Genomic DNA, 25,141 nt, shown 5'->3' on the forward strand with positions numbered 1-25,141 from the left:
CGAGGAGTAATCCGCTCATGTCCCTGATTTCCGCCCCGGCCCGCCGTCGCGCCACCACCGCCGTTCTGGCCGCCGCCCTGCTCGTGCCGCTGGCCGCCTGCGGCAAGAGCGGCAGTCACGACAAGAAGGACGCCGCCGGCTCCTCCGCCGCACCCTCGGCCTCCGCCGCTCCGGCCGCGAACCTCACCATCCTGGCCGCCTCGTCCCTCACCGACGTCTTCAAGTCGGCCAAGGAGGTGTACGAGAAGACCCACCCGGGCACGAAGCTCACCATCTCCTTCGCCGGTTCACAGGAGCTCGCCGCCCAGGTCAAGCAGGGCGCCCCGGCCGACGCGCTGGTGACCGCCGACACGAAGACCATGGACGGCGTGAAGGCCGAGACGGGCGATGCCACGATCATCGCCAAGAACCGCCTGGTCATCGTGGCCGGCAAGGACAACCCGTACAAGATCGGCGCACTGAAGGACCTGGCCGACACCAAGATCAAGGTCGTGCTCGCCGCGCCCGAGGTCCCGGTCGGCAAGTACAGCAAGCAGATCCTCGACGCCCAGAAGATCGAGGTGAAGCCGGTCTCGCAGGAGCCCAACGTCCGCGCCGTGCTGAGCAAGGTGGAGCTGGGCGAGGCCGACGCGGGTCTCGTCTACAAGACCGACTCCATCAAGTCCGGTGACAAGGTCGTCTCCGTGGACATCCCGGACGAGCAGAACGTGGTGGCCACCTACCCGGCGGCCACGCTGAAGCAGTCCAAGAACGCCGAGGCCGCCGCCGCCTTCGTGGCCTGGCTGAGCAGCCCCGAGGCGCAGAACCTCTTCCAGAACGCGGGCTTCCAGAAGCCGTAACTCCCGGCGCACCGTGGCCGGCACGAGGGACTGCCCGATCCGTGGGGGGACGGGCAGTCCCTCTCGGCGTCCGCGGACGTTCCCGCCCTACGCGGTCCGTTCGCGCGGGCCGCCCCGTACGCTTCCCACGGCGGCCGCCCGCCGCCGCCCGCCCAGCCAGGAACCTGATGAGCACATTCCGCACCCGCACCCGGCCTCCCGTGACCCTGGCGCTGCCCGCGCTGGTCGCCGTCGCGTTCCTGCTGCTGCCGCTGATCGGCATCCTGACGCGCACCCAGTGGGGCGAGCTCACCGCCCACCTCACCAGCCCCGGTGTGCTCCAGGCCCTGCGGCTTTCGCTGGTGGTGTCCCTCTGGGCCCTCGGGCTCTCGCTGGTGCTCGGTGTGCCGCTGGCCTGGCTGCTGGCCCGCGTCGACTTCAAGGGCAAGGCCCTGGTCCGCTCGCTGGTCCTGTTGCCGATGGTGCTGCCGCCGACCGTCGGCGGTGTGGCCCTGCTGCTCGGCTTCGGGCGCCGCGGACTGATCGGCCCGTGGCTTGAGGGCACGTTCGGGATCGTCCTGCCGTTCCACACCTCGGGCGCGGTGCTCGCGGCCACCTTCGTCGCGATGCCGTTCCTCGTGATCAGCCTGGAGGGGGCCCTCGGCGGCCTCAAGCAGAGCTACGAGGAAACCGCCGCGTCCCTCGGCGCCCCGCCGGTCCGCGTGTTCTTCACCGTGACCCTGCCGATGGTGGCTCCGGGACTGATCGCGGGCGCCGCCCTCACCTGGGCCCGGGCGCTCGGCGAGTTCGGCGCGACCATCACCTTCGCGGGGAACCTGCCCGGCACCACCCAGACGCTGCCGCTCCAGGTGTACCTGCTGCTCCAGGACCGGCCCGAGGCCGCCACCTCCGTCTCGCTGCTGCTCCTCGCGATCGCGATGGCCGTGCTCATCGCCCTGCGGGGGCGCTGGACGAGCACACCGACCCCCGCCGCCGACTCGGCCGGCCCTGCGGGGTCCCGGGTGACGGCCGACGAACCGGCGGCCCCGGCCCCGACCGCGGAACCGGCCGCGGCACCCGCCGGGGCACCGGCCGGGCAGTCCGCGGAACCGGCCGGGGAGCCCGTCCCGGCCGGCGGGCACTGGCGCCTGCACGCCTCGGTCACCGGCTTCAACCAGCTCACCCTCGAAGCCGAACCCGGCACCACCATCGCCGTGGTCGGCGAGAACGGCGCCGGCAAGACCACCCTGCTGCGCGCCCTGCTCGGCCTCACCCCCCGCGCCCGCGCCGAACTGCGGCTCGGCGACACCGACGTGACCGCCCTGCCTCCGCACCAACGGCAGGTCGCCTGGGTCCCGCAGGACGGCGCCCTGTTCCCGCACCTGAGCGCCCTGGCCAACACCGCGTACGGGCTGCGGGCCCGCCGCGTCCCGCGGGCCGAGGCGCGGCGCGAGGCGCAGGCGTGGCTGGACCGGCTCGGCGTGGGCCACCTCGCGCAGCGCAAGCCCGCCCAGCTGTCCGGCGGCCAGGCCCAGCGCGTGGCCCTGGCCCGCGCCCTGGCCGCCCGGCCCCGGCTCCTGCTGCTCGACGAGCCCTTGGCCGCCCTCGACCAGACGACCCGGGCGCACGTGCGGCACACCCTGCGCACGCACCTGGCCGGCTTCGGCGGGGTCTGCCTCATCGTCACGCACGATCCCGTGGAAGCGGTGTCGCTGGCCGACCGCGTCCTCGTACTCGCCGACGGGCGTACCCTCCAGGACGCCCCTCCCGCCGAGGTGTCCCGGCACCCGCGCTCCCCCTGGGTGGCCCGGATGCTGGGCCGCAACGCCTGGCCCGGGACGGCGTCCGCCGACGGGCTCGCCCTCGATGCCGGCGGCCGGCTCGTCGTGGCCGAGAAGCTCCCGGAAGGCGCCCAGGCGCTCGCGATCATCGCCCCGGAGGCGGTGTCGGTGCACCGGAAGCAGCCGACGGGCAGCCCCCGCAACGTCTGGCAGGGCACCGTACGGGAGATCACCGCGGTCGGCAGCCGGCTGCGCGTGCTGGTCTCCTCGTACGGGGCTCCCGACCTGGTCGCGGAGATCACCCCGGAGGCGGCCGCGGAACTGGCGATCGTCGACGGCTCCGAGGTGTGGACCAGCGTGAAGGCGACGGAGGTCACGCTCGTACGTCTGTGACGTAGGCTCAGCGGAGCCCGCGCCGGTGCACGGGCACTACGTCGCATGGCACACACGTTCCCGTGGGGGGTACACCGTCATGTCCTTCAGCGCGCCCGGATCACCGCCGCAGCCGCAGCCGCAGCCGCAGCCCGGGGAGCCGTACCCGGCCCAGGGGCGGTACCCGGGGCAGTACCCGCCCCCGCTCGTGGACGTCCTGCGCTCGCCCCAGGGCCTCGCCACCGCGCTGACGATCGTGCTGTCGATCGCCGCCGCCGTCAATCTCTACGCGGCCGGCGCCAACGTGTACGCCCGGTCCCTGATGACGGACCTCATCGCGGATCCGGGCACGGTCTCGGAGGCTTCCCTGAACCTGTCGGACGTCATGACCCGCACGGCCGGCTCTCTCCAGCTGCTGACACTGATCGGCACGGCGGCCCTCTTCGTGACCTGGTTCTACCGCGTGCGCGTGAACGGCGAGATCTTCCGCCGCGACGGGTTCACCCAGACCCGCGGCTGGGCCATCGGCGGCTGGTTCATCCCCTTCGGGAACCTGTTCTTCCCGTACCGGACCGCACTGGAGATCTGGGCGGCGAGCACGCAGCAGGCGCCGGACGGCTCCTACCGGCAGGTCTCCACCGCGCCGGTCAGCGCCTGGTGGGCGCTCTGGGTCCTCGCGGTGATCGGCGACCGCGTGTTCAGCGTGGTCTACGCGCGGGCCGAGACCCCCGAGGCCCTGCGGAGCGCGTCATCGGTGGGCGTCGTCTCCGACCTGCTCATGGTGGCCGCCGCCGTGCTCGCCGTCGTCTTCGTCCGCAGGCTCACGGCCCTGCAGAACACCAAGGCAGCCCAGGGCCCGAACGCCGTGGTCTGAGGTCCGCCCCCGGGGCCCGGGCTTCACGCGGCATGCTCCGGGGCGGTCGCCGCGAACTCGCACCAGACGCATTTCCCGGCGCCCCGGGGTTCCACGCCCCACCGGTCCGAGAGCTGGTCCACCAGCATCAGGCCGCGCCCGGACACGGCCCAGTCCCCGGCCTCGCGGCGCCTCGGCAGGGCGCTGCTGGAGTCCTCGACCTCGATCCGGATCCGGCCGTCCGCGGTGAGCCGCATGTTGACCTGGCCGCCGCCCTCGGTGTGGACCAGGGCGTTCGTCATCAGCTCGTCCGCCGCCAGTTCGATCTCGTCGGCCCGGTCCCGGGCTCCCCAGGCCGCCGCAGCCGCCCGGATCAGGTGGCGGGCCATCGCCGGGGCCTCCGCGTCGCCGGGCTCCAGCTTCTGGGACAGCGGGCCGCCGCCGCGCGCCGGGGGCGTGCCGCGGCGGCGCAGCAGGAGCAGGGCCATGTCGTCCCCGCCGCCGGAGTCCCCGACCAGTTCGCACAGCAGGTCGGCGAGTTCCTCGACGTCCGCGGGGCCCGTCCGGACCGCCGCCATCAGCTCCCGCATCCCGGTGTCGGAGTCCGCTCCGGGCCGTTCGATGAGGCCGTCCGTGCACAGCAGCAGGGTGTCGCCCGGGTGCAGTTCGAGGCTGGTGACGGGATAGCCGGAGCCGCTCTCCCCGTTCTCCCGCGGGGGCAGTCCGAGCGGTAGCCCGCCCGCCACCTGGATGCGGTGGGAGCTGCCGTCGCCGCGCCGGACGATCGGGTCGAGGTGGCCGGCGCGGACCGTGCGGAACATGCCCGTGGTGAGGTCGACCTCGGCGTACGTGCAGGTGGCGAAGCGTTCCGTGGCCAGTTCCCGCAGGAAGGCGGAGGCGCGGGCCATCGCGGTGCCCGGGGTGTGCCCCTCGACGACGTACGCGCGCAACACGATGCGCAGCTGGCCCATGACGGCGGCGGCGTCCGTGTCGTGCCCTTCCACGTCGCCGATCATCACCCCGACCCGGCCCTCGCCGAGGGGGATCACGTCGTACCAGTCGCCGCCGATGTCCCGCCCCATCCGGGCGGACCGGTACCGTACGGCGATCTGCGCGCCCGCCACCTCGGGGATCCGGCGGGGCAGCATGGCCCGCTGGAGGCCCTCGGCCAGGTCGTGCTCCTGCTCGAAGAGGATGGCCCGCTGGAGGCTCTGCGCGATGCCGCTGCCGAGGGCCATGAGGACGTTCCTCTCCTCGGCGGTGAAATCGCCTTCGCGTGCGTAGAGGAGCCCGAGGGCGCCGATGACGCGGCCCTGGGCGATCAGTGGCAGGTAGACGCCGCTGCGCACGGAGAGCGGTTCGATGTACGGCCAGAGCAGCGGGTAGCGGCGCGGGAACTCCTCCCGCGCGGACAGGTAGACCGGCTGCATCGTGCGCACGGCCTCGCTCATCGGGAACTGCGCGTCGATCCGCGTGTACTCGATCTCGGGCACGTACGTACCGAGCTGCCCCTCCGCGACCAGGTGGATGCGGCCGCCGTCCACGATGCCGAGCATCACGCTGACCGCGCCGAGGTGTCCGAGGGCCTCGGGGTCCTTGAGGACGTCGGTGACGTCGTTGACGGTACGGGCGTGGGCGAGGATCGCCGTGGTCCGCTCGACGACCCCGGTCATCCGGCGGCGCCCCTCGGCCTGGTCCCCGGCGGCACCGGGCTCGCCGGGGTCGTGGGCGGCGTCGCGGAGGATCCCGATGATGCGGTAGGGGCGGCCGTCCGGCTCCCGCAGGATGTGCCCCTGGATGTGCGTCCAGGCCGGTGATCCGTCCCGGCGGCGGCTGCGCACGTACGCCCCGTAGTGGCTGCGGCCGTCCTTGAGCGCCTGCGCGACACGGGCGTCGAGCCGGGCCTCCTCGGCCGGAGCGATGCGCGAGCGCAGTCCGGCGGGAGTCCCGGTGAACTCGTCCGGGCGCAGGTCGAGGACCTCCAGCGCGGTGGGATCCAGATGCATCCGACCGCTGCCGAGGTCCCAGTCGAACGTGCCCATGCGGTTGAGCGCGAGGCTCCTGTCCGGGCGCGCGGGCCAATCGACCTCGGGGTTCCTTCCCCTCTGGGCCATGCAGCCAGGGTCTCACCCTCCGGTCACATCGGCAGAAAAAGGAACGCAGACCCGCCGCCGACCGCTCGCCCGACCCGCCTTCCGATCAGGCGTCGGTTGCCGGATCCCAGACGCCGTCGAACAAGGCGAGTTCCAGCAGATCCGGGTTCCCCGCAGGCCACCCGATCCCCGAGGCGGCGAGCTGCTCGGAGGCGGAGATCTTGTCGTCCCACCCCTACCCCTCCCATGGGTCCTTCGCCATCCTGCACGACGGGGCCCGTCGGCGGGGGCGGTCTGGACGACATGGGGCCCCGGTCGAGGCGGGTGAGGGGATCACCTGCCTCGACCGGGGCCCGTCCGGTCATCTCCTACTGGTTTCCGTTCTCGTTGCCGGTGCCACCGTTCTGGTTGCCGCCGTTCTCATTGCCACCGTTCTGGTTGCCACCGTTCTGGTTGCCGCCGTTCTGGTTGCCACCGTTGTCGTTGCCGGCTCCTCCGTCGCTGTTCTGCGTGGGACGGGCGGGAGGTGAAGGCTGCGGCGGTGACGGCTTCGGGGGCAGCGGCGACGCCTGGGGCGGTGCGCTCGGCGGCGGGGGCTGCGTCGCGACCGGGGGTTCAGGCGCCGCCGGCGTCGTCCGCGGGGCCGGCGGTACCGGTTCCACCTGGCTCCGCTGGACCGACGGCGAGGCGGACCGTGCCCGGGTCTCCGACGGGGACGCCGACCGTGATTCCGGCGCGGACCGCGAGGCCGATGCCGACGGGGACGCCGAAGGCGAAGTGGACGGGGACGGGGACGGGGAGGTGGACGGCGACTGCGAAGGCGACTTCGAGGGCGACTCGGATCCCGACGGCGAGGCCGACGACGTCGGGGTGGAGGTCGGAGTCGTGGTCGGGGTCGACGTCGGCGTCGTGGTCGGCGTCGTGGTCGGGGTGGTGGTGGGCGTTGTGGTCGGAGTCGTGGTGGGCGTCGTCGTCGGGGTCTTGGTGGTCGTCGGGGTCGTGGTCGGGGTCTGCGTGGTCGTCGGGGTCGACGTCGGCGTCCGGGTCGGGGTGCGCGTCGGCGGTATCAGGGTCGGCGTCACGATCACCGGCGGCGGGACGGGCCGGTCGTGCCTGCCGTGGTGGTCGCCACGGTCACGCTCGTACCAACGCCGGTCCTGGTGGTCGTAGATCACGAACTTGTGCACGATCGTCGGCGCCGGTGCGATGACCACGACCTGCGACGGCTGGTACGAGTTCCACACCTGTCCGTAGCGCTTCGGGTTGGCCTGCAGCGCCACCGGCGGACCGAGCGGGTTCCCGCAGGCGCAGCGCACCCGCGGCACCCCTCGGTCGTCCACCAGTACGGCCGTCCCGGCCTGGAGCACCGCCTGGTAGGTGGTGAGCTTGCCGTCCTGGTAGCCGTGGTTCGTGACCCGGGTGTCCATCCGCAGCTGCACCGGGGTGAGCGAGCGGAGGTACGCCGGGACGGCCGCCGGCTGGATGCCGAGGCCCGAGGCGAAGGCGGCGTTCTTGGCGGGGTCCGCCGAGAGGTCGCTGATCAGCTTCTCCACGTCACAGCTGGCGGAGTTCTTCGTGCCCCCGTACACGCCGGGTGAGGAACCGCTGATGCTCCGTGTTCCGGCCGGTGTGGCGGTGGGCTGCGCGGTGGGCGTGGGGCTCGCCGGTGGCTGCTGGGCGCCCTCCTTCGTGACCGTCGACGGCGTGAAGGGGTCGGGGCCCGAAGCCGCGGCCGGCTGGAGGAACACCTCGCGGTCGGCCTGCGGGGCGCCGCTGGGCCTGGTCAGCACCACGGCCAGGGCCACGGCCGCGGCCACGGCGACGAGCACGGTGGCGAGCCGGGGTACGGATCGCCACCAGGGGCCCTTCGGCTGGTCACCGGGACCGCCCGGGCCGCCGGGTGCGCCCGGGCCGCCGGGCGGCGCGGACGGCGGCGGAGGCGGCGGACCCTGTTGCTGCCCGCCCGAGAGCGGGCCGGAAGGGGGCCCCGTGGGGCGGCCGGAGGGCGGCACCGAGGGGCGGTCTGGTGACGGCGGCTGGCTGCCGGAAGGTTGCGTGGTCACGGGCTCTTCTTCCCAGGAGGAGGAGTTCCCTGCCGGACCATTGTGTGCGCCGTTCAGGTGGTGCCCGCAAGCCGAGCCTGCCTACGGTGGCTGGGTGAGCCATACGACGCGATCACCATCGCCGGGGGGCTCCGTGGGGGCACTGCGCGACGCCCTGGTGGCTGTCCTGGCCGCCTTCGCGGTGATGGCCGCCGTCGCCGCGGCCGGGCTGGCCTGTGCCGACGCCGTCGATCTGCCGGGCGGCGCGTACCCCCGGGTCGTCGCCGCCGTGGTGGTGATGGCGGCCGGCGGGTCCGTGGAGGTGACGGGCGGCGCGGGCGTCCTCGGGGGCGCCGAGGCGAGCCTGTCCCTGCTGCCGCTCTCGGTGAGTCTCGCCGGCGCCCTCACGGCCGGCTGGCTCTTCCTGCGCCCGCTGCACAACCGGGCGGTGGCGCGGCCCCGCGAACTCCTCGGCCGGGCCGTCCCGTTGGTGGTGATCTGGCTCCTCGTACTCATGGGCGCGACCCTGCTCGCCCGCCAGACCTTCGCCATCTCCACCGGGGACAACCCCCTGGGCCAGATCGGTGAACTCCTCGACTCCGCGCCGAAGGTGGGATTCGAGGGCGACCTGGGCCCCACGCTGTTGTTCGGACTGCTCTGGATCCTGGGGCTGTTGCTCGTCGCCCTGCTCGTCTCGCGCCGCGCTCCGCTGCCGGCCCGGCTGGTGCGCTTCCACACGGCACTGCGGCCGGCCGCCTTCGCCACCGTCGTACTGCTCCTCGCGTACGTGGTCGTCGGCATCGTCGTCGGCCTGGTGGTGGCCGCCACGCAGGGCCACGCGGCGCGGACCCTCGCCGTGCTGCTGCTCGGGCTGCCCAACCTCGTCTGGCCCGCGCTGACCCTGGGCTTCGGCGGCGCCTGGGAGGGCAAGGTCGAGGGGCCCTTCGGGCTGCCGATGCCGCAGCTGCTGGACCAGGCCCTGCGCGGCCCCGACCTGTCCACGATCGACGTCGCCTCCCTCGCCGAACGGGACGCGCGGGCGTGGTGGCTGGTGGTGGTCGCCGCGGTCCTGCTGCTCGGCACGGGCGTGCTGACGGCCGTGCGCTCCCCCACCCACGTGCGTCCCTGGCAGCACGCGCTCCATCTGGGCGTGGCCCTGGCCCTCGGTACGCTCACCGTCTGTCTGCTGGCCGGGGTGCAGGCCCGGTTCGGGCTGTCCCTCCTGGGCATCGGCGACGTGGACGGCCTGGGCGGCACCGTCGAGTTCGCCGCGGTCCTGGGGCGCACCGTCGGCCTCGCGCTCCTGTGGGGCGCGGTGGCCGGGTTCCTGGGCGCCCTGCTGGCCCGGCCCCTGCACCGTGGCGGCAGGGTGGAGGAACCGGCCGAGCCGGTGCGGCGGTGACGGGTTGGCACGCCTCCCTCAAGGCCGGGTCGGGGCGTGTCGGGCCAGATGTCGGCGCGGAAGACCGGGTCAGGTTTCCGTACGGAAGACCGGCAGGGCCCAGCGCGGCGGTGTCGGCACGGGAGGAGGGGCCTTGGGTCCGGCCTCCGCCCGCTCCTCCGGCCCCGTGTCCGTGCGGCGCAGGGCGTCGATGAACTCCAGGCAGGTGTTCCAGCGGTCCTCCGGCGACTTCGCGAGGGCCTTCGCCAGCACCTCGTCCACCGCGGCGGGCAGGCCGGGCCGGTGGGAGCCGAGCGGGGGCGGCGGATCGTACTGGTGGGCCCAGAGCAGGGCCATGTCGTCGTCGCGCCGGAAGGGCGGCGCGCCGGCGAGGGCCTCGTAGACGACGCAGCCGAGGCTGTAGACGTCGCACCGGCCGTCCACGGGCTTCCCCCAGATCTGTTCCGGTGCCACGTAGTCCAGGGTTCCGACGAACTGCCCGGCCGTCGTGAACCCGGTCAGCGACAGCGACTTCTTCGTCAGGCCGAAGTCGGTCAGGTACACGTGTTCCGGGTGCTCGCTGTCCGTGCCCGCCGCGACGAGGATGTTGGCGGGCTTCACGTCCCGGTGGACGAGGCCGTGGTCGTGCGCCGCGTCGAGTGCCGAGGCGACCTGCCCGGTGATCCGGGCGGCCGTCCCCACCGGCAGCGGACCGGTCCGGTCGAGCATCGCCCGCAGGTCCTGCCCGGCCACGAAGCGCATGGCGATGTACAGCAGCCCTTCCGTCTCACCCGCCTCGAACACGGGCACGATGTGCGGGTGGTCGATGGCCGCGGCCACCTTCGACTCGTGGACGAACCGCTGCCGGAAGGTGTCGTTGCGCGCCAGTTGCGGGGCCAGCAGCTTGAGCGCCACCGTCCGGTCGAGCCGCAGGTCCCGGGCGCGGTAGACGACCGCCATGCCGCCGCGACCGATCTCGCTCTCCACCAGGTATCCGGCGATCTGCTTCCCCCGCAGGTCGGAAGGGCGGCCGGGGGCCGGTTCCGCGCCGGGCGACTCGCCCATCACCTGGTCCCGGGGTCTTTGACGATCTGGGTCGGGGCGTGCCCCACCGGTCCGGCGGGCGGCTCGTCGGCGCCGTCGGGCAGTACGTCGAGCTGGACGCCGAGCGCGTCGGTCTCCGCGTCGGGTGACGCGCCCGGTCCCGCGGCCACGGCGTAGGTGCTCAGGTGGGTGCCGTCCCCGTAGAGCCACCGTCCGGTCGCCTCGTCGTAGAGCCAGACCGACTCCCCGTCGAGCACGATTCCGGCGCGCAGGCCCCGCACCGAGCGGCGGAAGGCCTCGGCGTCGATGCGCCCCGAGGCGAGTTCCTCGACGGCCCGCCGGTAGCGCTCCACGGTCTGGGTGCTCCGGGCGAGCTGGGGCCTGGGGTCCTCGCCGCGGACGGGTGGCCTCCCGGCGGCCGTGGGCGGGGGTTGCGGTACGGCGACCAGGAGGCGGCCGTCCACCCAGGCCGACCAGCCGTTGGCGCAGAGCACCTCGCCCCAGTCCCCGCTGCGGGAGAGCAATTGGACGGGCAGGAAGGGGTCGAGGGGGACGGTGGGCCGGGTGGCGTCGGGGGACTCCCAGGCGGGCATGCCCTCCTGGGGGACGACGTGCGTCGGGTTGAAGTCGGCGACCGCGTCGGGGAACGTCATCGCTTCGGCTGCTTCCGCATGACGGCCGGCTCGTGCCTGCGCAGCAGCCGGGACACCACCAGTCCGAAGAGCACGGACAGGACCGGCAGCATGGCGATGCTCACCAGCCACACGTTTGTCCTGTGGTCGAAGATCGGGTCCTGTGTGAGTTTGCCGGGGACGATCGCGCCGACGTCGATGGTGCCGCCCATCGCGCCCATCGCCCACCGGGCCGGTGCGAGCCAGGCCACCTGTTCGAGGACGGCGACGTCGTAGAGCTTGAGCAGGGTGCCGCAGAAGACGACCTGGACGATGGCGAGGAGGACCAGCAGCGGCATGGTGACCTCCTCCTTGCGCACGAGGGCGGAGATCAGCAGGCCGAGCATCATCGACGTGAAGGACAGCAGCGCCACGGCGAGGGTGATCTCGATGAGCGGTGGCATGACGACGCCCCTGCCGTGCGGGGCGTTGAGGTTCACTCCGCCGAGGGCGACGAGGGTCAGCACGACGGCCTGGGCGACGGTGATCGCGCCGAGGACCACCACCTTGGACATGAAGTAGGCGGAGCGTGACAGCCCGACGGCCCGTTCACGCTGGTAGATCACGCGCTCCTTGACGAGTTCGCGTACGGCGTTGGCCGCGCCGGTGAGCACGCCGCCGATGGTCAGGATGAGCAGGGCGTTGAGCGCCGTATCCGCGGTGAGGGTGCTGCCGGCGAGCGCGCGGGCCATGGCCCCCATCATGAACGGCAGCGCGACCATGATGACGAGGAACGTGCGGTCGGCGGAGAGCACGGCGGCGTACCTGCGGATCAGGGTGGACAGCTGGGCGCCCCAGCTCTGCGCCTTCGGCGGCGGCAGGGGCGCGGCGCGCAGGGGCTCCGCGGCCCCGGCGGCGGGCCGGGCCCGGTGGGCCGTGACGTCGACGTAGCGGCGGTGTTCCGGGGAGCCGCGGTAGGCACCCGCCCAGTCGCGGTCCTGCTGGGTCTCGAACGCCTCGAAGGCCTCCGGCCACTCGTCGAAGCCGAAGAAGGCCAGGGCCTCCTGCGGCGGGCCGAAGTAGGCGACGCGGCCGCCCGGCGCGAGGAACAGCAGCCGGTCGCAGACGTCGAGGCTGAGCACGCTGTGGGTGACCACGATGACGGTGCGACCGTCGTCGGCGAGGCCGCGCAGCATGTGCATCACCGAGCGGTCCATGCCCGGGTCCAGGCCGGAGGTGGGTTCGTCGAGGAACAGCAGGGAGGGCTTGGTCAGCAGTTCCAGGGCGACGGAGACGCGTTTGCGCTGGCCGCCGGAGAGGCTGTGGATCGGCTGGTCGGCCCGCTGGACGAGGCCGAGTTCGCGGATCACCTCGTCGACCCGGGCCTCGCGTTCGGCCTTGGCGGTGTCCTGCGGGAAGCGCAGTTCGGCGGCGTACACGAGGGCGCGGCGGACGGTGAGCTGGGCGTGCAGGATGTCGTCCTGGGGCACGAGGCCGATGCGGCTGCGCAGTTCCGCGTAGTCGCGGTAGAGGTCGCGGCCGTCGTAGAGGACGGTGCCGCTGTCGGCGGGGCGCAGCCCCGTGAGCGCGCCGAGCAGGGTGGACTTGCCGGCGCCGCTGGGGCCGACGACGGCCAGCAGGCACTTGGCTCCCACGGGGAAGGAGACGCCGTCCATGAGGGTCTTGCGGCCCTGGTCGACGGTGACGGTGAGTCCCTCGACGTCGAGGGAGACCTCGCCGGTGTCGACGTACTCCTGGAGCTGGTCGCCGACGAGGCAGAAGGCGGAGTGGCCGATGCCCACGATGTCGCCCTCGGAGAGGCGGGCGGCCCCGTCGATGCGGGCTCCGTTGAGGTAGGTGCCGTTGTGGCTGCCGAGGTCGGCGATCTCGTACGTGCCGTCGGGGAGGGAGCGCAGTTCGGCGTGCCGGCGGGAGACGACGAGGTCGTCGATGACGAGGTCGCTGTCGGGGGCGCGGCCGATGCGCACGGCGGTACTGGGTGCCAGCGGGCGCACGGTGGTCGGCTGCCGGAAGGTGCCGGTCATTCCCGGGTTGGAGACGCTCGACGGCCGGGAGGCTCCGACGGCCGTGGGGGTGCGGCCGACGACGACGGCTCGGGGGCCGTCCTCGACGCTGCCGAAGCGGAGCTCGGTGCCGACTCCGACGCTCCACTCCTGGACGCGGTGGCCGTCGACCCACGTGCCGTTGGTGCTGCCCTCGTCCTCGATCGTCCAGTGGTCTCCTTCGGGGCGCAGGATCGCGTGGTGCCAGGAGACGCGGGCGTCGTCGAGGCAGATCTCGCAGAGGGGGTCGCGCCCTACGTGGTAGCTCCGGCCCGGGCTCATCCGTGTGGAGCCGAGGTCGGTTTCCAGGACGAGCTCGGGCGCGGTCGGCACACCGGGGCGCTGGACCATGAGCAGATTTTCCCACGATCCGACCGGCGCGGCAGCGGCGTGACATCGCCGCAGGTCAGAGGCCTCTTATGGGTAATGACAACGGTCCCCGTTGCAGCCTTTGCCCATCTCGTCCGGGTGCGGTTCACTTCGAGCGACGGACCCGAACACACGGGTGTGCGATGGAGACGGGGGACCCCATGTCTGGGCTCGACCAGGCTCACGACCACCGGCACGGGAGCGATCACGCTCACGACGCGGCCGGGCACGCGCAGGACGGGACGGCGCGGCCCGACGACGGCCACGGGCACGGGCACGGGCACGGGCACGGGCACGACCATGGGCACGGACCCGGCGGCCACAGCCACGGCGTGTCCGCCGACGCCGACCGCCGCTGGCTGGGGATCGCGCTCGGCCTGATCACCACGTTCATGGCCGTCGAGGTGGTCATCGGCATCATGGCCCACTCGCTGGCCCTGATCTCCGACGCGGCCCACATGCTGACGGACGCCGTCTCGATCGTCCTCGCGCTCATCGCGATGCGGCTGGCGGCGCGGCCCGCCCGCGGCGGGTTCACGTACGGGCTCAAGCGCGCGGAAATACTCTCCGCCCAGGCCAACGGCCTGACCCTGCTCCTGCTGGGGGCGTGGCTGGCGTACGAGGCGGTACGGCGGCTGCTGGATCCGCCGCCGGTGGAGGGCGGCCTGGTCCTGGTGACCGCGCTCGCGGGCATCGTCGTCAACGTGGTGGCGGCCTGGTGCATCTCCCGGGCGAACCGTTCGTCCCTCGCCGTCGAGGGCGCCTTCCAGCACATCCTCAACGACCTGTTCGCCTTCATCGGCACCGCCGTGGCCGGTCTGATCGTCCTGACCACCGGCTTCCGGCAGGCCGACGCCATCGCCACGCTCGTGGTGGTGGTGCTGATGGTCAAGGCGGGCTACGGGCTGATCCGCGAGTCCGGCCGGATCCTGCTGGAAGCCGCGCCGGCCCACGTGGACCCGGACGCGGTCGGCGACCGGCTCGTCGGTCGGCCGCCGGTCACCGAGGTGCACGACCTGCACATCTGGACCATCACCTCCGGCCAGGCGGCGCTCTCGGCGCACGTGCTCGTGGAGCCGGGCGGGGACTGCCACGCGGTGCGCCGGGACCTCGAGGGGCTGCTGGCCAAGGAGTACGGGATCACGCACACCACGCTCCAGGTGGACCACGTGCAGGACTCCCTGCTCACGGTAGGGCGCCCGGGCGAGGATCCCGCGGACTCGCATTGCGCGGACGCGCACGGGCCGGTCCACCGTCAGGGCCCGCACGACCACTGAGTCCGCGTCCGGCGGGGCATACATGTGCCCATGAGCCATGGGAAACGCAGTGCCGGGCTGCTCCTCTTCCGGCGCACGGTGCGAACGGGCGGGATGGCCGGCCCCCCGCCCGACCACGGGATCGAGGTCCTTCTCGGCCACATGAGCGGCCCCCTGTGGGCCGGGCGGGACGCCGGGGGCTGGGCCATCCCCAAGGGGGAGTACGAAGCGGACGAGACACCGCGGAACGCGGCCCGCCGGGAGTTCACCGAGGAGCTCGGAATGCCCCCTCCCGAGGGGGAGTACCTGCCGCTCGGCGACGTGCGCCTCGGCAGCGGCAAGCTGGTCACCATCTGGGCGGTGGAGGCGGACCTCGACCCCGCGCTGATGGTGCCGGGCACGTTCTCCCTGGAGTGGCCCCCGCATTCCGGAACCGTGCGGCAGTTCCCCGAGCTGGACCGGGTGGCCTGGTTCGCTCCCTCGACGGCGCAGTCGAAACTGATTCCCGCTCAAGTTCCGTTTCTGGAACGACTGTTGACCCTTTTGGAGGATTGATCGGACGTTGACCCGACCTTTACTTGCCACCAAACCCCACCTGCGTGGACATTGCACATATGACGAACGTCGTGCTGGTGGGAACCCTGGACACCAAGGGTGTCGAGTACGGCTGGCTGCGCGAGAGGCTGCTGCGCGCCGGCGTCGAGGTGGTACTGGTCGATACGGGCATCATGGGCGAACCCCGCGTGCCCGCGGACGTCCCCAGAGAAGCGGTGGCCCGGGCGGCGGGAGCCGAACTGTCCGAGCTGCGCACGGCCGCCGACCGGGGCGCGGCCGTCACCACGATGGCCCGGGGCGCGGAAGCGACCGTGCTGCGCCTGCACGCCGAAGGCCGGCTGCACGCGGTGCTCGCGATCGGCGGCAGCGGCGGCACGTCCATCGCGACCCGGGCGATGCGCGCGCTGCCGCTCGGCGTACCGAAGCTGATGGTCTCGTCCATGGCGTCCGGGGACGTGTCCCCGTACGTCGGGTCCTCGGACATCACGATGATGTACAGCGTCGTGGACATCGCGGGGATCAACAGCATCTCGGCGCCGGTCCTGGCCAACGCGGCGGAGGCCGCCGCCGGAATGGCCCGGGGCTTCGCCCGCGCCTCCCTGGAACTGCGCCGCCCGGCACGGCTGGGCACGGGCTCGCGGCCACTGGTCGCGGCGAGCATGGCGGGGGTGACGACACCCGGCGTGGACGCGGCCCGGGAGCGGCTGACGGAACTCGGCTACGAGGTACTGGTCTTCCACGTCAGCGGCACGGGCGGCCGCACCCTGGAGACCCTGGCAGGCCAGGGCGTCTTCGCGGGCGTCCTCGACCTGACGCTCAGCGAACTCGCCGACGACCTGTGCGGGGGCATCCTCACCGCGGGTCCCGACCGGCTGAGCGCGGCCGGGCGGGCCGGGATTCCGCAGGTGGTGAGCCTGGGGGCGCTGGACATGGTCAAGTTCGGGCCGGTGGAGACCCTGCCCGAGCGGGTCCGGTACCGCAGGGTCCGGGTGCACAACCCGTCCATCACCGTGATCCGTACGACCGAGGCCGAATGCGCGGAGCTCGGCCGCCGGGTCGCCGCGAAGCTCCGCACGGCCACCGGCCCCACGGAGGTGTGCGTCCCGCTGCGGGGGCTGTCCACGCTCGGCGCACCGGGCGGGCCCTACCACGACCCGGCCGCGGACCGGGCCCTGTTCTCGGCGCTGCGCGACGGGTTGCGGGGCAGCACCGCCCGGCTCCACGACTACGACACGCACATCAACGACCCGGCCTTCGGACGCGCCGCGGCGGACCGTCTGCACGCCATGATCGGCGCGGTGTCGGCCGCTGCCTGAGCCGCCCGGCCCGGTTGGGAACCGGCCGTGGCGGAAAAGTGTCCTGGGGGGTGGCCGGTCGTCCGACCGGCCACCTCGACGAACCGGGATGCGGGGGACTCAGGCGATGACGGACACGTGGACGGTCCCCGGCTATACGGAGGTCCGGGAACTGGGTTCGGGTGGCAGCGGCCGCGTGGTGCTCGCCGTCCACGACGGCACGGGCACGGCCGTCGCGGTGAAGTACCTCGGTGACCGGCTGCGCGAGGACCCGGCCTTCGTCGGGGAGTTCCGGGCCGAGGCGCGCCTGCTCGGGGACCTGCGCTCCCCGCACGTGGTTCGGCTGTACGAATACGTCGAATACGCAGAGGCGCCCGGCGGCGCCGCCATCGTGATGGAACTGGTCGACGGGATCTCGCTGCGCGCACTGCTGAAGCAGTCCGGGCAGACGGACGCCGAGGCCGCCCTGGTGGTCCTGAAGGGCTCCCTGCTGGGTCTGGCGGCGGCGCACCGGGCGGGTGTCGTCCACCGCGACTACAAGCCGGAGAACGTGCTGGTCTCGGCGGACGGCTCCTCGAAGCTGGTGGACTTCGGCATCGCCGCGAACCGCGGCGCGACGCCCGGTGTGGCCGGGACCCCCGCCTACATGGCACCCGAGCAGTGGCAGGGCCGGCCCGCCTCCCCCGCCGCCGACGTCTACGCGGCGACGGCGACCTTCTTCGAGTGCCTCACCGGCCGCAAGCCCTACGACGGGCACAACTTCGCGGAGCTCGCCGTCCAGCACATGGAGGCCCCGGTCCCCGAGACCGAGGCCCCCGAGCCCGTGCGGCCGCTGATCCGGCGCGGTCTGGCCAAGCAGCCCGAGCAGCGGCCGGAGAACGCCGAGGCGTTCGTGGCGGAGCTGGAGGGCGTGGCGCTCGCCGCGTACGGCCCCGACTGGGAGGAGCGCGGGCAGCGCAAGCTGGCGGCGCTGGCCGCCCTGCTGCCGCTGCTGTTCCCCTCGGCGGCCGCGTCCGGGGCGGGTACGACGGCGGTGGCGACGACCACCCTGCGCGGCGGTTCGAGCTGGGCCCCCGGCCGGCGCGGCCTGTTGGCGGCCGGGGTGGCGCTGGTGCTGGGCGCGGCGCTCGTCCTGACCACGGACGCGCTCGGCGCGTCCCCGGGCAGGGCCGCGGCGCTCAGCGCGTTCGCGACGACGAGCGCGGCCCCTCCCGGCCAGAACGCGCCGACAGCCGGCCCGAGCACCTCCGCGTCCGCGTCGCCCTCCGCCACGCCGTCGCCGTCCGCCCCGGCGAGTCCCTCCGCCTCGCCCAGCGCGTCGCCGTCCGCGTCTCCCTCGCCGTCGTACAGCCCGGACCCGAGCCCCACGCCGAAACCGACGACCCCCAAACCCACGACGGCGCCGCCGACTCCACCCGTCGAGGTGTACGTGGCCCGGGTGACCCTCATCCAGACGGCGCTGGACCAGGGGCGGGCCGCGGTGCTCCTGAAGGCATCGGGAACCGGGAACGTGAAGGTCACCTTCGAGTGGTTCACCGGCGACGCCGGCGACCCGTTCGCGCGGCCCGACGGCACCAGCGTGTACCAGTACGCCGTCGGTTCGGATCAGCCCGCCATGGCGCACACCTTCACCGGTGCGGGCTGCTACTGGGGCGTCCGGGTCACCACCACGCCGGCGGCCGGATCCGGTCCGAGCACGCACAGCATCCAGTCCAAGCGGAGGTGCGTTCCCGCATGAACGACGTCACCCGGAAGCTCACCAGTGACGGTTCGGGCAGCGGCGACGAGGAGTACAGCGCCACCGTCCTCGGCAGCCACTGGTTCGCCGGCCCCGAACGGCCCGGCGCGGTCGCACCCGACCGGGTCGAGGGCTCCGTGCTCCGCTTCGGGCCCGGGGTCACCGCGGCCATGCCCGCGCCGTTCCCGGTGACCGTGCCCGCCGGGCCTGCGCCGCACCGCCGGGGCGCGGGCCTGCGGCGGTACGCCCTCGCCGCGGTGGTGCTGCTCGCGGTCCTCGCGTACCTCGGCTGGCAGCGGTTCGGGCCCGCCCTGCACGTCCGGACCCTCGCCGTGACCACCGATCCCAAGGGCCCGGCCTGCGACGCGGCGGCCGACGTGGTCGCCGTCGTCGGCACCGACGGACGTCCGGGCACCCTGGCCTACCGCTGGGTGCGGAGCGACGGCACGCAGTCCGAGCAGCTGACCGAGCGGGTGCCGAGCGGGCAGCGGGAGACCCGGCTGCACCTGCTGTGGACCTTCCAGGGCCGGGGCAGCTACCCGGCCAGGGCCGAGCTGCGGCTGCTGACGCCCGAGCGGCGCACGGCGGCCGTGGAGTTCACGTACGACTGCCGCCAATAGGCAGACGGATGACGGCGAGACCGCCGTCGAGGTCGACTCGGGTGCGGGGCGGTGCGCCGTCCTCCTCGTCGTCGCGCAGGACGAGGGCGCTCTGGCGTTCCTTCAGCTCGTTCTGCTTGCCCGGCGAGAAACTCGCGTGGAGTTGCTCGAAACCGGTGCTCGAGATCTGCCCCTGGCGGCCGTTCCACCGCCAGGGCAGCAGACCGGCGCGGCCGGCTCGGACCAGCGCCAGGTCGAGGAACGCCATCGCGGTGAGCAGCATCGCCAGCCCCGGGAGCGTCATGAAGATGACAAAGCCCATGGCCCGACAGTAACCGAAGCACCTTTTCGGCCTTCCGGTCTTCCGGTCTTCCCATCTTTCGGCCTTTCGGCCGAGGTGGTCGTGGCCGTCCGGCCGAAGCCCGCGGCGGGTGCCCACCGGCAGACTCGAATGTGTTGACGAGGGCGTGCAGGACGCCCTCCGGCACCGATGCGCGTCACGTTCCAGCCGGCGAACACCCCAACCGGAGCGTGGCCGTCCCGCATGGATGCCAAGTCCGCGCGGGAGGCCCGCGGTCGCTTTGGGGAGCGACCGCGGGCCACTTGCGTACCCGTCCCCCGCCGCAACCGGGGGACGGAGTTCAGAAGCGGGCGTGGGCCGTGATGTCGGCCTCGAACTCGCCCGTCATGGCCGGGGTCACCGTCGGCCGGCACTGCGCGACCGCCTCCAGGTAGTCCGCCGTGGTCGCGCCGAGCTGCGAGGCCGCCGCGCCCCGAGCGCCCACCGCCTCCAGGTCCCGCTCGAAGGACACCTGCGCCGCGATGCGCGCCGCGTGCTCGATGTCGGCCGGGGTGAACAGCTCGGTCGCCGCGACGAGCGCCGACACGTCGACGTCCGCCCGCCCGGCCGTGTACCGCGACCAGATCGCGGCGCGGGCACCGGCGTCCGGGGTGCCGATCGGGATCAGGTAGTCGAAGCGTCCCGGCCGCAGGAAGGCCGGGTCGAGGGAGCGGATGGAGTTGGTGGCGCACACCAGCAGCCGCTCGTCGCCCTCGCGGAAGCCGGGTATCAGCTTGAGCAGTTCGTTGGTGACGCCGTGCATCCCGCCGGGCTGTGCGGGCTCGCTGCGCACGGGGGCGATCTCCTCGACCTCGTCGATGAAGACGAGCACCCGCTCCAGTTCGGAGATCCGGGCGAAGGCGTCGCGCAGCGCGGTGGCCAGGTTGCCGCCGTCGGCGAGCCGGGAGGGCAGCAGTTCCACGAAGGGCCAGCCGAGCCGGGAGGCGATGGCGCGGGCGAAGGTGGTCTTGCCGGTGCCGGGCGGGCCGAAGAGGGTGATGGCGCGCGGCGGCCGCACTCCGTGGGCGGCGGCCCGCTCGGGCTCGGCCAACGGCAGCACCACGCGCCGCTCGATGAGGTCCTTCTCCTTCTCCATCCCGGCGACCTTGGTCCACAGGTCGTTGGGGAGGAAACGGCCGCCGAGGTCGTCGAGGAGACCTGCCGCCGGTCCGTGCAGCGGCTCGGTCTTCTCGAAGTAGGCGACCGCCGGCTGCCGGGTGTATCCGGCGTTCAGCAGGCCCTCGCCGAGGAGGTCCTCCTCGGGCAGGACGTAGGCGATGCGGCCGACGCGGGCGGCGATGAGGCGCCGCTCCAGCTCGACGAGCAGGGCGCTGGCCAGGCCCCGGCCGCGCCAGCCGGAGGCGATCGCGATGCGCATGACCCAGGCCCGCTCGCCGGTGACGCAGGCGAGGGCCGCGCCGATCGGGACGCCCTGGTGGACGGCGACCACGCAGGGCTGCCGGTCCGTGAGGGCGCTGATGCACTCGGCGAGCGAGAAGACGGATTCCTGGCCGAGTTCCGCCGTGGTGTCGATCAGGTGGACCACCGCTGCGAGATCGCTCTCGCGGTAGTCGTGGATGAGCCAGTTCACCGGGTACCGCCCCTCGTTCGTGCTCCTGCGGCGAGGCTAGGGGCCAGGGGGCGGGCCGATCACGCACCTCCGTGCACAACAGGCGGTCCGGAAACCGTCCGTGTCGTCCATAGACTGGTGCTTTCCGCCCGAACGCCAGACCGAGGATTCCAGCGCCTTCATGCTTTGCCACATAACCGCGGCCCGACGCGGGCCGCTCATATGGATCGCTCCCTTCCTGTGGACCCTGGCGTTCGGTCTGTGGGGGCTCTCCCGGCAGGACAGCGTGTGGCGGGACGAGGCGGCGACCTGGCAGGTCGCGGGGCGCCCGGCGGACCGGATCGGGGAAATGCTCGGGAACGTGGACGCCGTCCACGGGCTGTACTACTTCTTCATGCACGGCCTCTTCGAGGTCTTCGGCGCGAGCACGACCACCCTGCGGCTGCCCTCGGTGCTGGCCGTCGCGGCCGCCGCGTCCTGCGTTGCGCTGATCGGGCGGCGGTTGGCGGGCTCCTGTGCGGGGCTCGGCGGCGGACTGGCCCTCGGGCTGCTGCCGGCGGTCCAGTTCTACCTCCAGGAGGGCAGGCCGTACGCGCTGGTCGCGGCGGGGGCCGCGGTGTCGACTCTGCTGCTGGTGTCGCTCTTGGGCGGCGGCCCCGGGCGCCGGGCGTGGCCGCGCTGGACGGCGTACGGGATCACGGTGCTGGTGTGCGCCCTGCTGAACTGGCTGTCGCTGCTGATCCTGCCCACGCACGCGGTGACCCTGTGGTGGGTGCGGGCCGGGCGCGGCGTGTGGCTGCGCTGGACGGCGTACGGCGCGGGCGCGGTGGCGGGGGCGCTGCCGTTGATCCTGTTCAGCCGGACCCAGTCCGACCAGGTGTCGTGGATACCGCCGCTGACCTGGCACATGCTGATCGGCCCGGGGATCCTGCTGGCGATCGGCGCCCTCGGGGCGTGGGCGGACCGGCCGGACCGGTCCCGACTGTCGGTGGCCGCGGTCGGGCTGCCGCTGCTGGCGGTGCCCCAGCTGGGGCTGATCGGGCTGTCGCTGGTCCAGCCGCTGTTCCTCGACCGGTACGTGCTGTTCGGCATGCTGGGCCTGGCCCTGCTGATCGGGGCCGCGCTGGGGGCCGCGGTACGGGCCTGCGCTCCGCGCTTCCCGAGGGCGTCGGCCCTGCTGGTGCCGGCGGTCATCGGGGTCGCGGTGCTGGCCCTGCTGCCGGTGGAGCTGGGCAAGCGGGCCCCGGCGAGCCGGGTGGACGACGTGCTGGCGGTGGCCGGCGAGGTGGCCCGGCTGAAGGAGGACGGGGACGCGGTGCTCTTCGTACCGGCCGCGCGGCGCGACACGGCACTGGTCTCCCCCGGCGCCTTCACCGGCCTGGACGACATCGCGCTCGCGCGGACCCCGGTGGCGTCGGCCACCCTCAAGGGCGAGGAGGCCGACCCGGCCCGGATCAGGGCGGCGATGCTCGCCCGGCGGCGGGTGCTCCTGGTGACGGACTCGGCGAAGGTCGCGAAGGCCCCGTCGGCGGAACGGGACAAGACGAAGGCCGCCGTCCTGCGGGAGCACTTCACGGTGGTGGAGGACCGCCAGGTGCGGGGCCGCCGGCTGACGGTGTACGAGCGGCGCGCCTAGACCGTCCCTTCCGGGTCCCGCCTGGCGTTTCCTACGGTCCGGATTTCACCTCGGGTCCACGGGATTCACAGCGTATTCATACGGAACTCCGGGCTCCGGGCAAAGGTTGGGCAGGCAGGGTGGGGGCATGATCCACCGAACGCTCCACCGACCGGCCCGGCGCACCCGTGCGCGGCGGGCGTCCCGGATCCTGCTGGCCCTGGCGGCCATGGCGGCGCTGATCAGCGTCGACGTGCCCGACGCGATGGCCGGCGCACCGCTCGGCGTCACCGCCGAGGCCCTGCCCGACGCCGCGGCGGACCGGGTGGGTGCCCTCTTCACGGGCGGACTCGACGGCGGGCACTTCTGCACCGCGGCCGTGGTGCGGAGCGACGACCACGACGTGATCGCCACCGCCGCGCACTGCGTGGCCGACCCGGACACCACCTTCTTCGCACCGGGCTACCGGGACGGCAAGGCCCCGTACGGGCTGTGGCGGATCACGAGCGTCTACGTCGCCGAGGACTGGAAGACCGGCCAGGACCCGGACGCGGACATCGCGTTCGCGACCGTCGCCCCCGTCGACGGGGGGCCGGGCGGATCCGTCGAGGACCTGGTGGGCGGCTTCCCGATCGCCGCGGAACAGCCGGACGACGCCACGGTGACGGTGATCGGCTACCCGCGCACCCAGGAGACCCCGCTGCGGTGCGCGAACACCACCGCGCTCCTCTCGCGGACCCAACGCCGGATCGGCTGCCCGGACCTCACCGGCGGCACCAGCGGCAGCCCGTGGCTCGTGGACGGCGCGCTGGCCGGGGTGCTCGGCGGGTACGAGGGCGGCGGAGCCGTACCGGAGATCTCCTACAGCGCGGTGATGGGGGACCAGGCGGTCGAGCTGTACCGGGAGGCCGCCGACTCCGACTGACGCGGTACCGGTTGCGCGGGCCGCCGCAGCGGGCAGTCTGTGGGCATGAGCCGGCCGAGCGACGCGAGCGCCTACCCGTACGAGGACCACGGTCGGACCGATCCGCTGGTCCGGCTGTCCCTGGAAGAGCTGCGCCGGCGCACCAGCATGAAATGGCGCGCCCATCCCGCGGACGTCCTCCCGCTGTGGGTGGCCGAGATGGACGTGCCCCTCGCGCCCCCCGTGGCCGAGGCCCTGCACCGGGCGATCGACCTGGGCGACACCGGCTACCCCCACGGCACCGCGTACGCCGAGGCCCTGGCGGCCTTCGCCGCGAAGCGCTGGGGCTGGGACGGCATCCGGATCGAGCACACCGCGATCACCCCCGACGTCATGCTGGGCATCGTCGAGTTGCTGCGCCTGATCACCGGTCCGGGGGACGCGGTGGTGGTCTGCTCCCCCGTGTACCCGCCCTTCTACGCCTTCGTCTCGCACGACGGCCGGGAAGTGGTCGAAGCGCCCCTCGGCCCGGATCTGCGCATGGATCCCGGCACGCTGGAGGACGCCTTCGTCCGCGCCCGGCGCGGGGGCCGTCGGGCGGCCTTCCTGCTGAGCAACCCGCACAACCCGACCGGTGTGGTCCATACGCGCACGGAGCTGGAAACGGTCGCCGCACTGGCCCGGCGCCACGGCGTGCGGGTGGTCGCCGACGAGATCCACGCCCCGCTGGTGCTGTCCGGGGCCCGGTTCACCCCGTTCCTGAGCGTGCCCGGCTCCGAGGACGGCTTCTGCGTCATGTCCGCGTCCAAGGCCTGGAACCTGGCCGGCCTCAAGGCCGCCGTGGCCGTCGCGGGCCCGGAGTCGGCGGACGATCTGCGCCGGATGCCGGAGGAGGTCGGCCACGGCCCCAGCCATGTGGGGGTGCTGGCGCACACGGCGGCGTTCCGGGACGGCGGGGAGTGGCTCGACGAGCTGCTCACGGGGTTGGACGCGAACCGCCGTCTGCTGGGCGCGCTGGTCGAGGAGCACCTGCCGGGCATCGGCCACGTCCCGCCCGAGGGCACGTACCTGGCCTGGCTGGACTGCACGGCGCTGGGCCTCCACGACGACGAGCCGTGCGACGGCCCCGGCGTGGTCGCCGACGTCGCGGGACCGGCCAGGCTGTTCCTCGACCGGGCCCGCGTGGCCCTGAGCTCCGGGCACGTCTTCGGCACGGGCGGCGCCGGCTGCGTACGCCTCAACTTCGCCACCTCGCCGACGATCCTGCGCGAAGCGGTGGTACGGATGGGACGCGCGCTGACGGAAGCCGAGGACCCGGTGGTCTAGCGGGCGGCGCCTTCCGTTTCCTCTGCAGGCATCTCGAAGGGCTCGAACCAGGTGGGCTCGTCGCGCAGGGCCTGCTCGATCCGGAACAGGGAGAACCGCTCCATCGGCGGCAGCTCGTCCACCGCGAACCAGGCCACCTCCAGGGATTCGTGGTCGTTGGCCCGGGCCTCGCCGCCGGTCGCGCGGCAGCGGAAGGTGATGTCCTGGAACTGGCAGACGTCACCGTTGGGATAGGTGATCGGAGCGAGCATCTGCACGAGGACCACCCGTTCGGGGACGCAGCGCACGGCCGTCTCCTCGTGGACCTCGCGCACGGCGGTCTCGGCCGGCTGCTCACCGGGCTCGCAGATCCCGCCGACGACGGACCAGCGCCCGTTGTCCGAGCGCCGGCCGAGCAGGACCCGGCCCCGGTCGTCGAAGACGATCGCCGTGACGGCGGGCAGCAGGAGCAGCCGGTGCCCGGCGGTGGCACGGATCTCGCGGATGAAATCGGGTGTGGTCATCCCCCGACCCTAC

At 73.4% G+C, this 25,141-nt stretch carries 19 protein-coding genes and 1 pseudogene; 12 read left to right on the forward strand and 8 right to left on the reverse strand.

Going from position 1 to position 25,141, the window contains the following annotated elements:
- Nucleotides 1-17 precede the first annotated feature (17 nt).
- From modA to ACFYZL_RS10465, 3 genes are all read left to right on the forward strand, one after another.
- Nucleotides 18-839, forward strand: coding sequence for a molybdate ABC transporter substrate-binding protein (gene modA / locus ACFYZL_RS10455; RefSeq protein WP_388677889.1), 822 nt, complete (start codon nt 18-20; stop codon nt 837-839).
- 167 nt (nt 840-1,006) lie between these two features.
- A complete protein-coding gene (locus ACFYZL_RS10460; protein WP_388677892.1) occupies nt 1,007-2,992 on the forward strand; it encodes an ABC transporter permease in 1,986 nt (661 codons plus the stop codon).
- A 79-nt stretch (nt 2,993-3,071) separates the two neighbouring features.
- Nucleotides 3,072-3,845 (forward strand): DUF4328 domain-containing protein, encoded by a 774-nt coding sequence (locus ACFYZL_RS10465; protein ID WP_388677895.1) that lies wholly within the window; start codon nt 3,072-3,074, stop codon nt 3,843-3,845.
- Nucleotides 3,846-3,868: 23 nt separating this feature from the next.
- Here the strand turns inward: ACFYZL_RS10465 and ACFYZL_RS10470 are convergent, their stop codons facing one another.
- Together ACFYZL_RS10470 and ACFYZL_RS10475 are read right to left on the reverse strand one after the other, a co-directional pair.
- Nucleotides 3,869-5,938, reverse strand: a complete 2,070-nt coding sequence (locus tag ACFYZL_RS10470) for a SpoIIE family protein phosphatase (RefSeq protein WP_384743955.1) — start codon at nt 5,936-5,938, stop codon at nt 3,869-3,871.
- A 782-nt stretch (nt 5,939-6,720) separates the two neighbouring features.
- Nucleotides 6,721-7,929 (reverse strand): annotated as a pseudogene (locus ACFYZL_RS10475) (DUF6777 domain-containing protein); the annotation flags it as partial.
- Between the two features lie 184 nt (nt 7,930-8,113).
- Here ACFYZL_RS10475 and ACFYZL_RS10480 point away from each other — a divergent pair.
- Nucleotides 8,114-9,361, forward strand: a complete 1,248-nt coding sequence (locus ACFYZL_RS10480) for a streptophobe family protein (protein ID WP_384744909.1) — start codon at nt 8,114-8,116, stop codon at nt 9,359-9,361.
- A gap of 69 nt (nt 9,362-9,430) precedes the next feature.
- Here the strand turns inward: ACFYZL_RS10480 and ACFYZL_RS10485 are convergent, their stop codons facing one another.
- The 3 genes from ACFYZL_RS10485 to ACFYZL_RS10495 are packed head-to-tail and all read right to left on the reverse strand — an operon-like array spanning nt 9,431 to nt 13,409.
- The gene (locus ACFYZL_RS10485; RefSeq protein WP_384744910.1) at nt 9,431-10,405 is read right to left on the reverse strand and encodes a serine/threonine-protein kinase; all 975 of its coding nucleotides are present in this window, start codon (nt 10,403-10,405) and stop codon (nt 9,431-9,433) included.
- Nucleotides 10,405-11,037: a hypothetical protein gene (locus tag ACFYZL_RS10490; RefSeq protein ID WP_384744912.1), complete on the reverse strand. Its 633-nt coding sequence runs from the start codon at nt 11,035-11,037 to the stop codon at nt 10,405-10,407. Before ACFYZL_RS10490 ends, ACFYZL_RS10485 begins: the two co-directional genes overlap by 1 nt.
- Nucleotides 11,034-13,409 (reverse strand): FHA domain-containing protein, encoded by a 2,376-nt coding sequence (locus ACFYZL_RS10495; RefSeq protein ID WP_384744913.1) that lies wholly within the window; start codon nt 13,407-13,409, stop codon nt 11,034-11,036. The genes ACFYZL_RS10490 and ACFYZL_RS10495 overlap by 4 nt, the downstream gene beginning before the upstream one ends.
- A gap of 179 nt (nt 13,410-13,588) precedes the next feature.
- Here ACFYZL_RS10495 and ACFYZL_RS10500 point away from each other — a divergent pair, with 179 nt between their 5' ends.
- The 5 genes from ACFYZL_RS10500 to ACFYZL_RS10520 all read left to right on the forward strand — a co-directional run bounded on the left by ACFYZL_RS10500 (nt 13,589) and on the right by ACFYZL_RS10520 (nt 18,891).
- Complete coding sequence (locus ACFYZL_RS10500; protein ID WP_388677901.1) at nt 13,589-14,704, forward strand: cation diffusion facilitator family transporter; 1,116 nt, start codon at nt 13,589-13,591, stop codon at nt 14,702-14,704.
- 30 nt (nt 14,705-14,734) lie between these two features.
- Complete coding sequence (locus tag ACFYZL_RS10505) at nt 14,735-15,238, forward strand: NUDIX domain-containing protein (RefSeq protein ID WP_388677904.1); 504 nt, start codon at nt 14,735-14,737, stop codon at nt 15,236-15,238.
- Nucleotides 15,239-15,297: 59 nt separating this feature from the next.
- Complete coding sequence (locus ACFYZL_RS10510; RefSeq protein WP_384744917.1) at nt 15,298-16,554, forward strand: Tm-1-like ATP-binding domain-containing protein; 1,257 nt, start codon at nt 15,298-15,300, stop codon at nt 16,552-16,554.
- Nucleotides 16,555-16,660: 106 nt separating this feature from the next.
- Complete coding sequence (locus ACFYZL_RS10515) at nt 16,661-18,271, forward strand: serine/threonine-protein kinase (RefSeq protein WP_384744919.1); 1,611 nt, start codon at nt 16,661-16,663, stop codon at nt 18,269-18,271.
- Complete coding sequence (locus ACFYZL_RS10520; RefSeq protein ID WP_384744921.1) at nt 18,268-18,891, forward strand: hypothetical protein; 624 nt, start codon at nt 18,268-18,270, stop codon at nt 18,889-18,891. Before ACFYZL_RS10515 ends, ACFYZL_RS10520 begins: the two co-directional genes overlap by 4 nt.
- On the opposite strand, the gene ACFYZL_RS10525 is transcribed toward ACFYZL_RS10520, so the two are convergent.
- Both ACFYZL_RS10525 and ACFYZL_RS10530 read right to left on the reverse strand, forming a co-directional pair.
- On the reverse strand, nt 18,869-19,192 hold the full coding sequence (locus tag ACFYZL_RS10525; RefSeq protein ID WP_384744922.1) for a DUF6191 domain-containing protein: 324 nt from the start codon (nt 19,190-19,192) through the stop codon (nt 18,869-18,871). The two genes, ACFYZL_RS10520 and ACFYZL_RS10525, sit on opposite strands and share 23 nt — an antisense overlap.
- Nucleotides 19,193-19,511: 319 nt before the next feature.
- Entirely contained in the window at nt 19,512-20,801 is a 1,290-nt protein-coding gene (locus ACFYZL_RS10530; RefSeq protein WP_384581068.1) for an ATP-binding protein, read from the reverse strand.
- Between the two features lie 160 nt (nt 20,802-20,961).
- Between ACFYZL_RS10530 and ACFYZL_RS10535 the strand changes: the two genes are divergently transcribed.
- From ACFYZL_RS10535 to ACFYZL_RS10545, 3 genes are all read left to right on the forward strand, one after another.
- Nucleotides 20,962-22,416 (forward strand): hypothetical protein, encoded by a 1,455-nt coding sequence (locus ACFYZL_RS10535; RefSeq protein WP_388677911.1) that lies wholly within the window; start codon nt 20,962-20,964, stop codon nt 22,414-22,416.
- A 127-nt stretch (nt 22,417-22,543) separates the two neighbouring features.
- Nucleotides 22,544-23,320, forward strand: coding sequence for a trypsin-like serine peptidase (locus tag ACFYZL_RS10540; protein WP_384744925.1), 777 nt, complete (start codon nt 22,544-22,546; stop codon nt 23,318-23,320).
- Nucleotides 23,321-23,365: 45 nt separating this feature from the next.
- Nucleotides 23,366-24,625, forward strand: a complete 1,260-nt coding sequence (locus ACFYZL_RS10545) for a MalY/PatB family protein (protein WP_388677915.1) — start codon at nt 23,366-23,368, stop codon at nt 24,623-24,625.
- On the opposite strand, the gene ACFYZL_RS10550 is transcribed toward ACFYZL_RS10545, so the two are convergent.
- The gene (locus tag ACFYZL_RS10550; protein WP_384744928.1) at nt 24,622-25,128 is read right to left on the reverse strand and encodes an NUDIX domain-containing protein; all 507 of its coding nucleotides are present in this window, start codon (nt 25,126-25,128) and stop codon (nt 24,622-24,624) included. The genes ACFYZL_RS10545 and ACFYZL_RS10550 overlap by 4 nt on opposite strands.
- Nucleotides 25,129-25,141 lie beyond the last annotated feature (13 nt).

The organism is Streptomyces sp. NPDC001717, assembly GCF_042892775.1.
In the GTDB taxonomy this organism is placed as follows: domain Bacteria; phylum Actinomycetota; class Actinomycetes; order Streptomycetales; family Streptomycetaceae; genus Streptomyces.

Bases quoted from the DNA above. Each gene is read 5' to 3' on its own strand.
- modA (WP_388677889.1), top strand. From the start codon at position 18: ATGTCCCTGATTTCCGCCCCGGCCCGCCGTCGCGCCACCACCGCCGTT.
- ACFYZL_RS10460 (WP_388677892.1), top strand. From the start codon at position 1,007: ATGAGCACATTCCGCACCCGCACCCGGCCTCCCGTGACCCTGGCGCTG.
- ACFYZL_RS10465 (WP_388677895.1), top strand. From the start codon at position 3,072: ATGTCCTTCAGCGCGCCCGGATCACCGCCGCAGCCGCAGCCGCAGCCG.
- ACFYZL_RS10470 (WP_384743955.1), bottom strand. From the start codon at position 5,938: ATGGCCCAGAGGGGAAGGAACCCCGAGGTCGATTGGCCCGCGCGCCCG.
- ACFYZL_RS10485 (WP_384744910.1), bottom strand. From the start codon at position 10,405: ATGGGCGAGTCGCCCGGCGCGGAACCGGCCCCCGGCCGCCCTTCCGAC.
- ACFYZL_RS10490 (WP_384744912.1), bottom strand. From the start codon at position 11,037: ATGACGTTCCCCGACGCGGTCGCCGACTTCAACCCGACGCACGTCGTC.
- ACFYZL_RS10495 (WP_384744913.1), bottom strand. From the start codon at position 13,409: ATGGTCCAGCGCCCCGGTGTGCCGACCGCGCCCGAGCTCGTCCTGGAA.
- ACFYZL_RS10500 (WP_388677901.1), top strand. From the start codon at position 13,589: ATGTCTGGGCTCGACCAGGCTCACGACCACCGGCACGGGAGCGATCAC.
- ACFYZL_RS10505 (WP_388677904.1), top strand. From the start codon at position 14,735: ATGAGCCATGGGAAACGCAGTGCCGGGCTGCTCCTCTTCCGGCGCACG.
- ACFYZL_RS10510 (WP_384744917.1), top strand. From the start codon at position 15,298: ATGACGAACGTCGTGCTGGTGGGAACCCTGGACACCAAGGGTGTCGAG.
- ACFYZL_RS10515 (WP_384744919.1), top strand. From the start codon at position 16,661: ATGACGGACACGTGGACGGTCCCCGGCTATACGGAGGTCCGGGAACTG.
- ACFYZL_RS10520 (WP_384744921.1), top strand. From the start codon at position 18,268: ATGAACGACGTCACCCGGAAGCTCACCAGTGACGGTTCGGGCAGCGGC.
- ACFYZL_RS10525 (WP_384744922.1), bottom strand. From the start codon at position 19,192: ATGGGCTTTGTCATCTTCATGACGCTCCCGGGGCTGGCGATGCTGCTC.
- ACFYZL_RS10535 (WP_388677911.1), top strand. From the start codon at position 20,962: ATGCTTTGCCACATAACCGCGGCCCGACGCGGGCCGCTCATATGGATC.
- ACFYZL_RS10540 (WP_384744925.1), top strand. From the start codon at position 22,544: ATGATCCACCGAACGCTCCACCGACCGGCCCGGCGCACCCGTGCGCGG.
- ACFYZL_RS10545 (WP_388677915.1), top strand. From the start codon at position 23,366: ATGAGCCGGCCGAGCGACGCGAGCGCCTACCCGTACGAGGACCACGGT.
- ACFYZL_RS10550 (WP_384744928.1), bottom strand. From the start codon at position 25,128: ATGACCACACCCGATTTCATCCGCGAGATCCGTGCCACCGCCGGGCAC.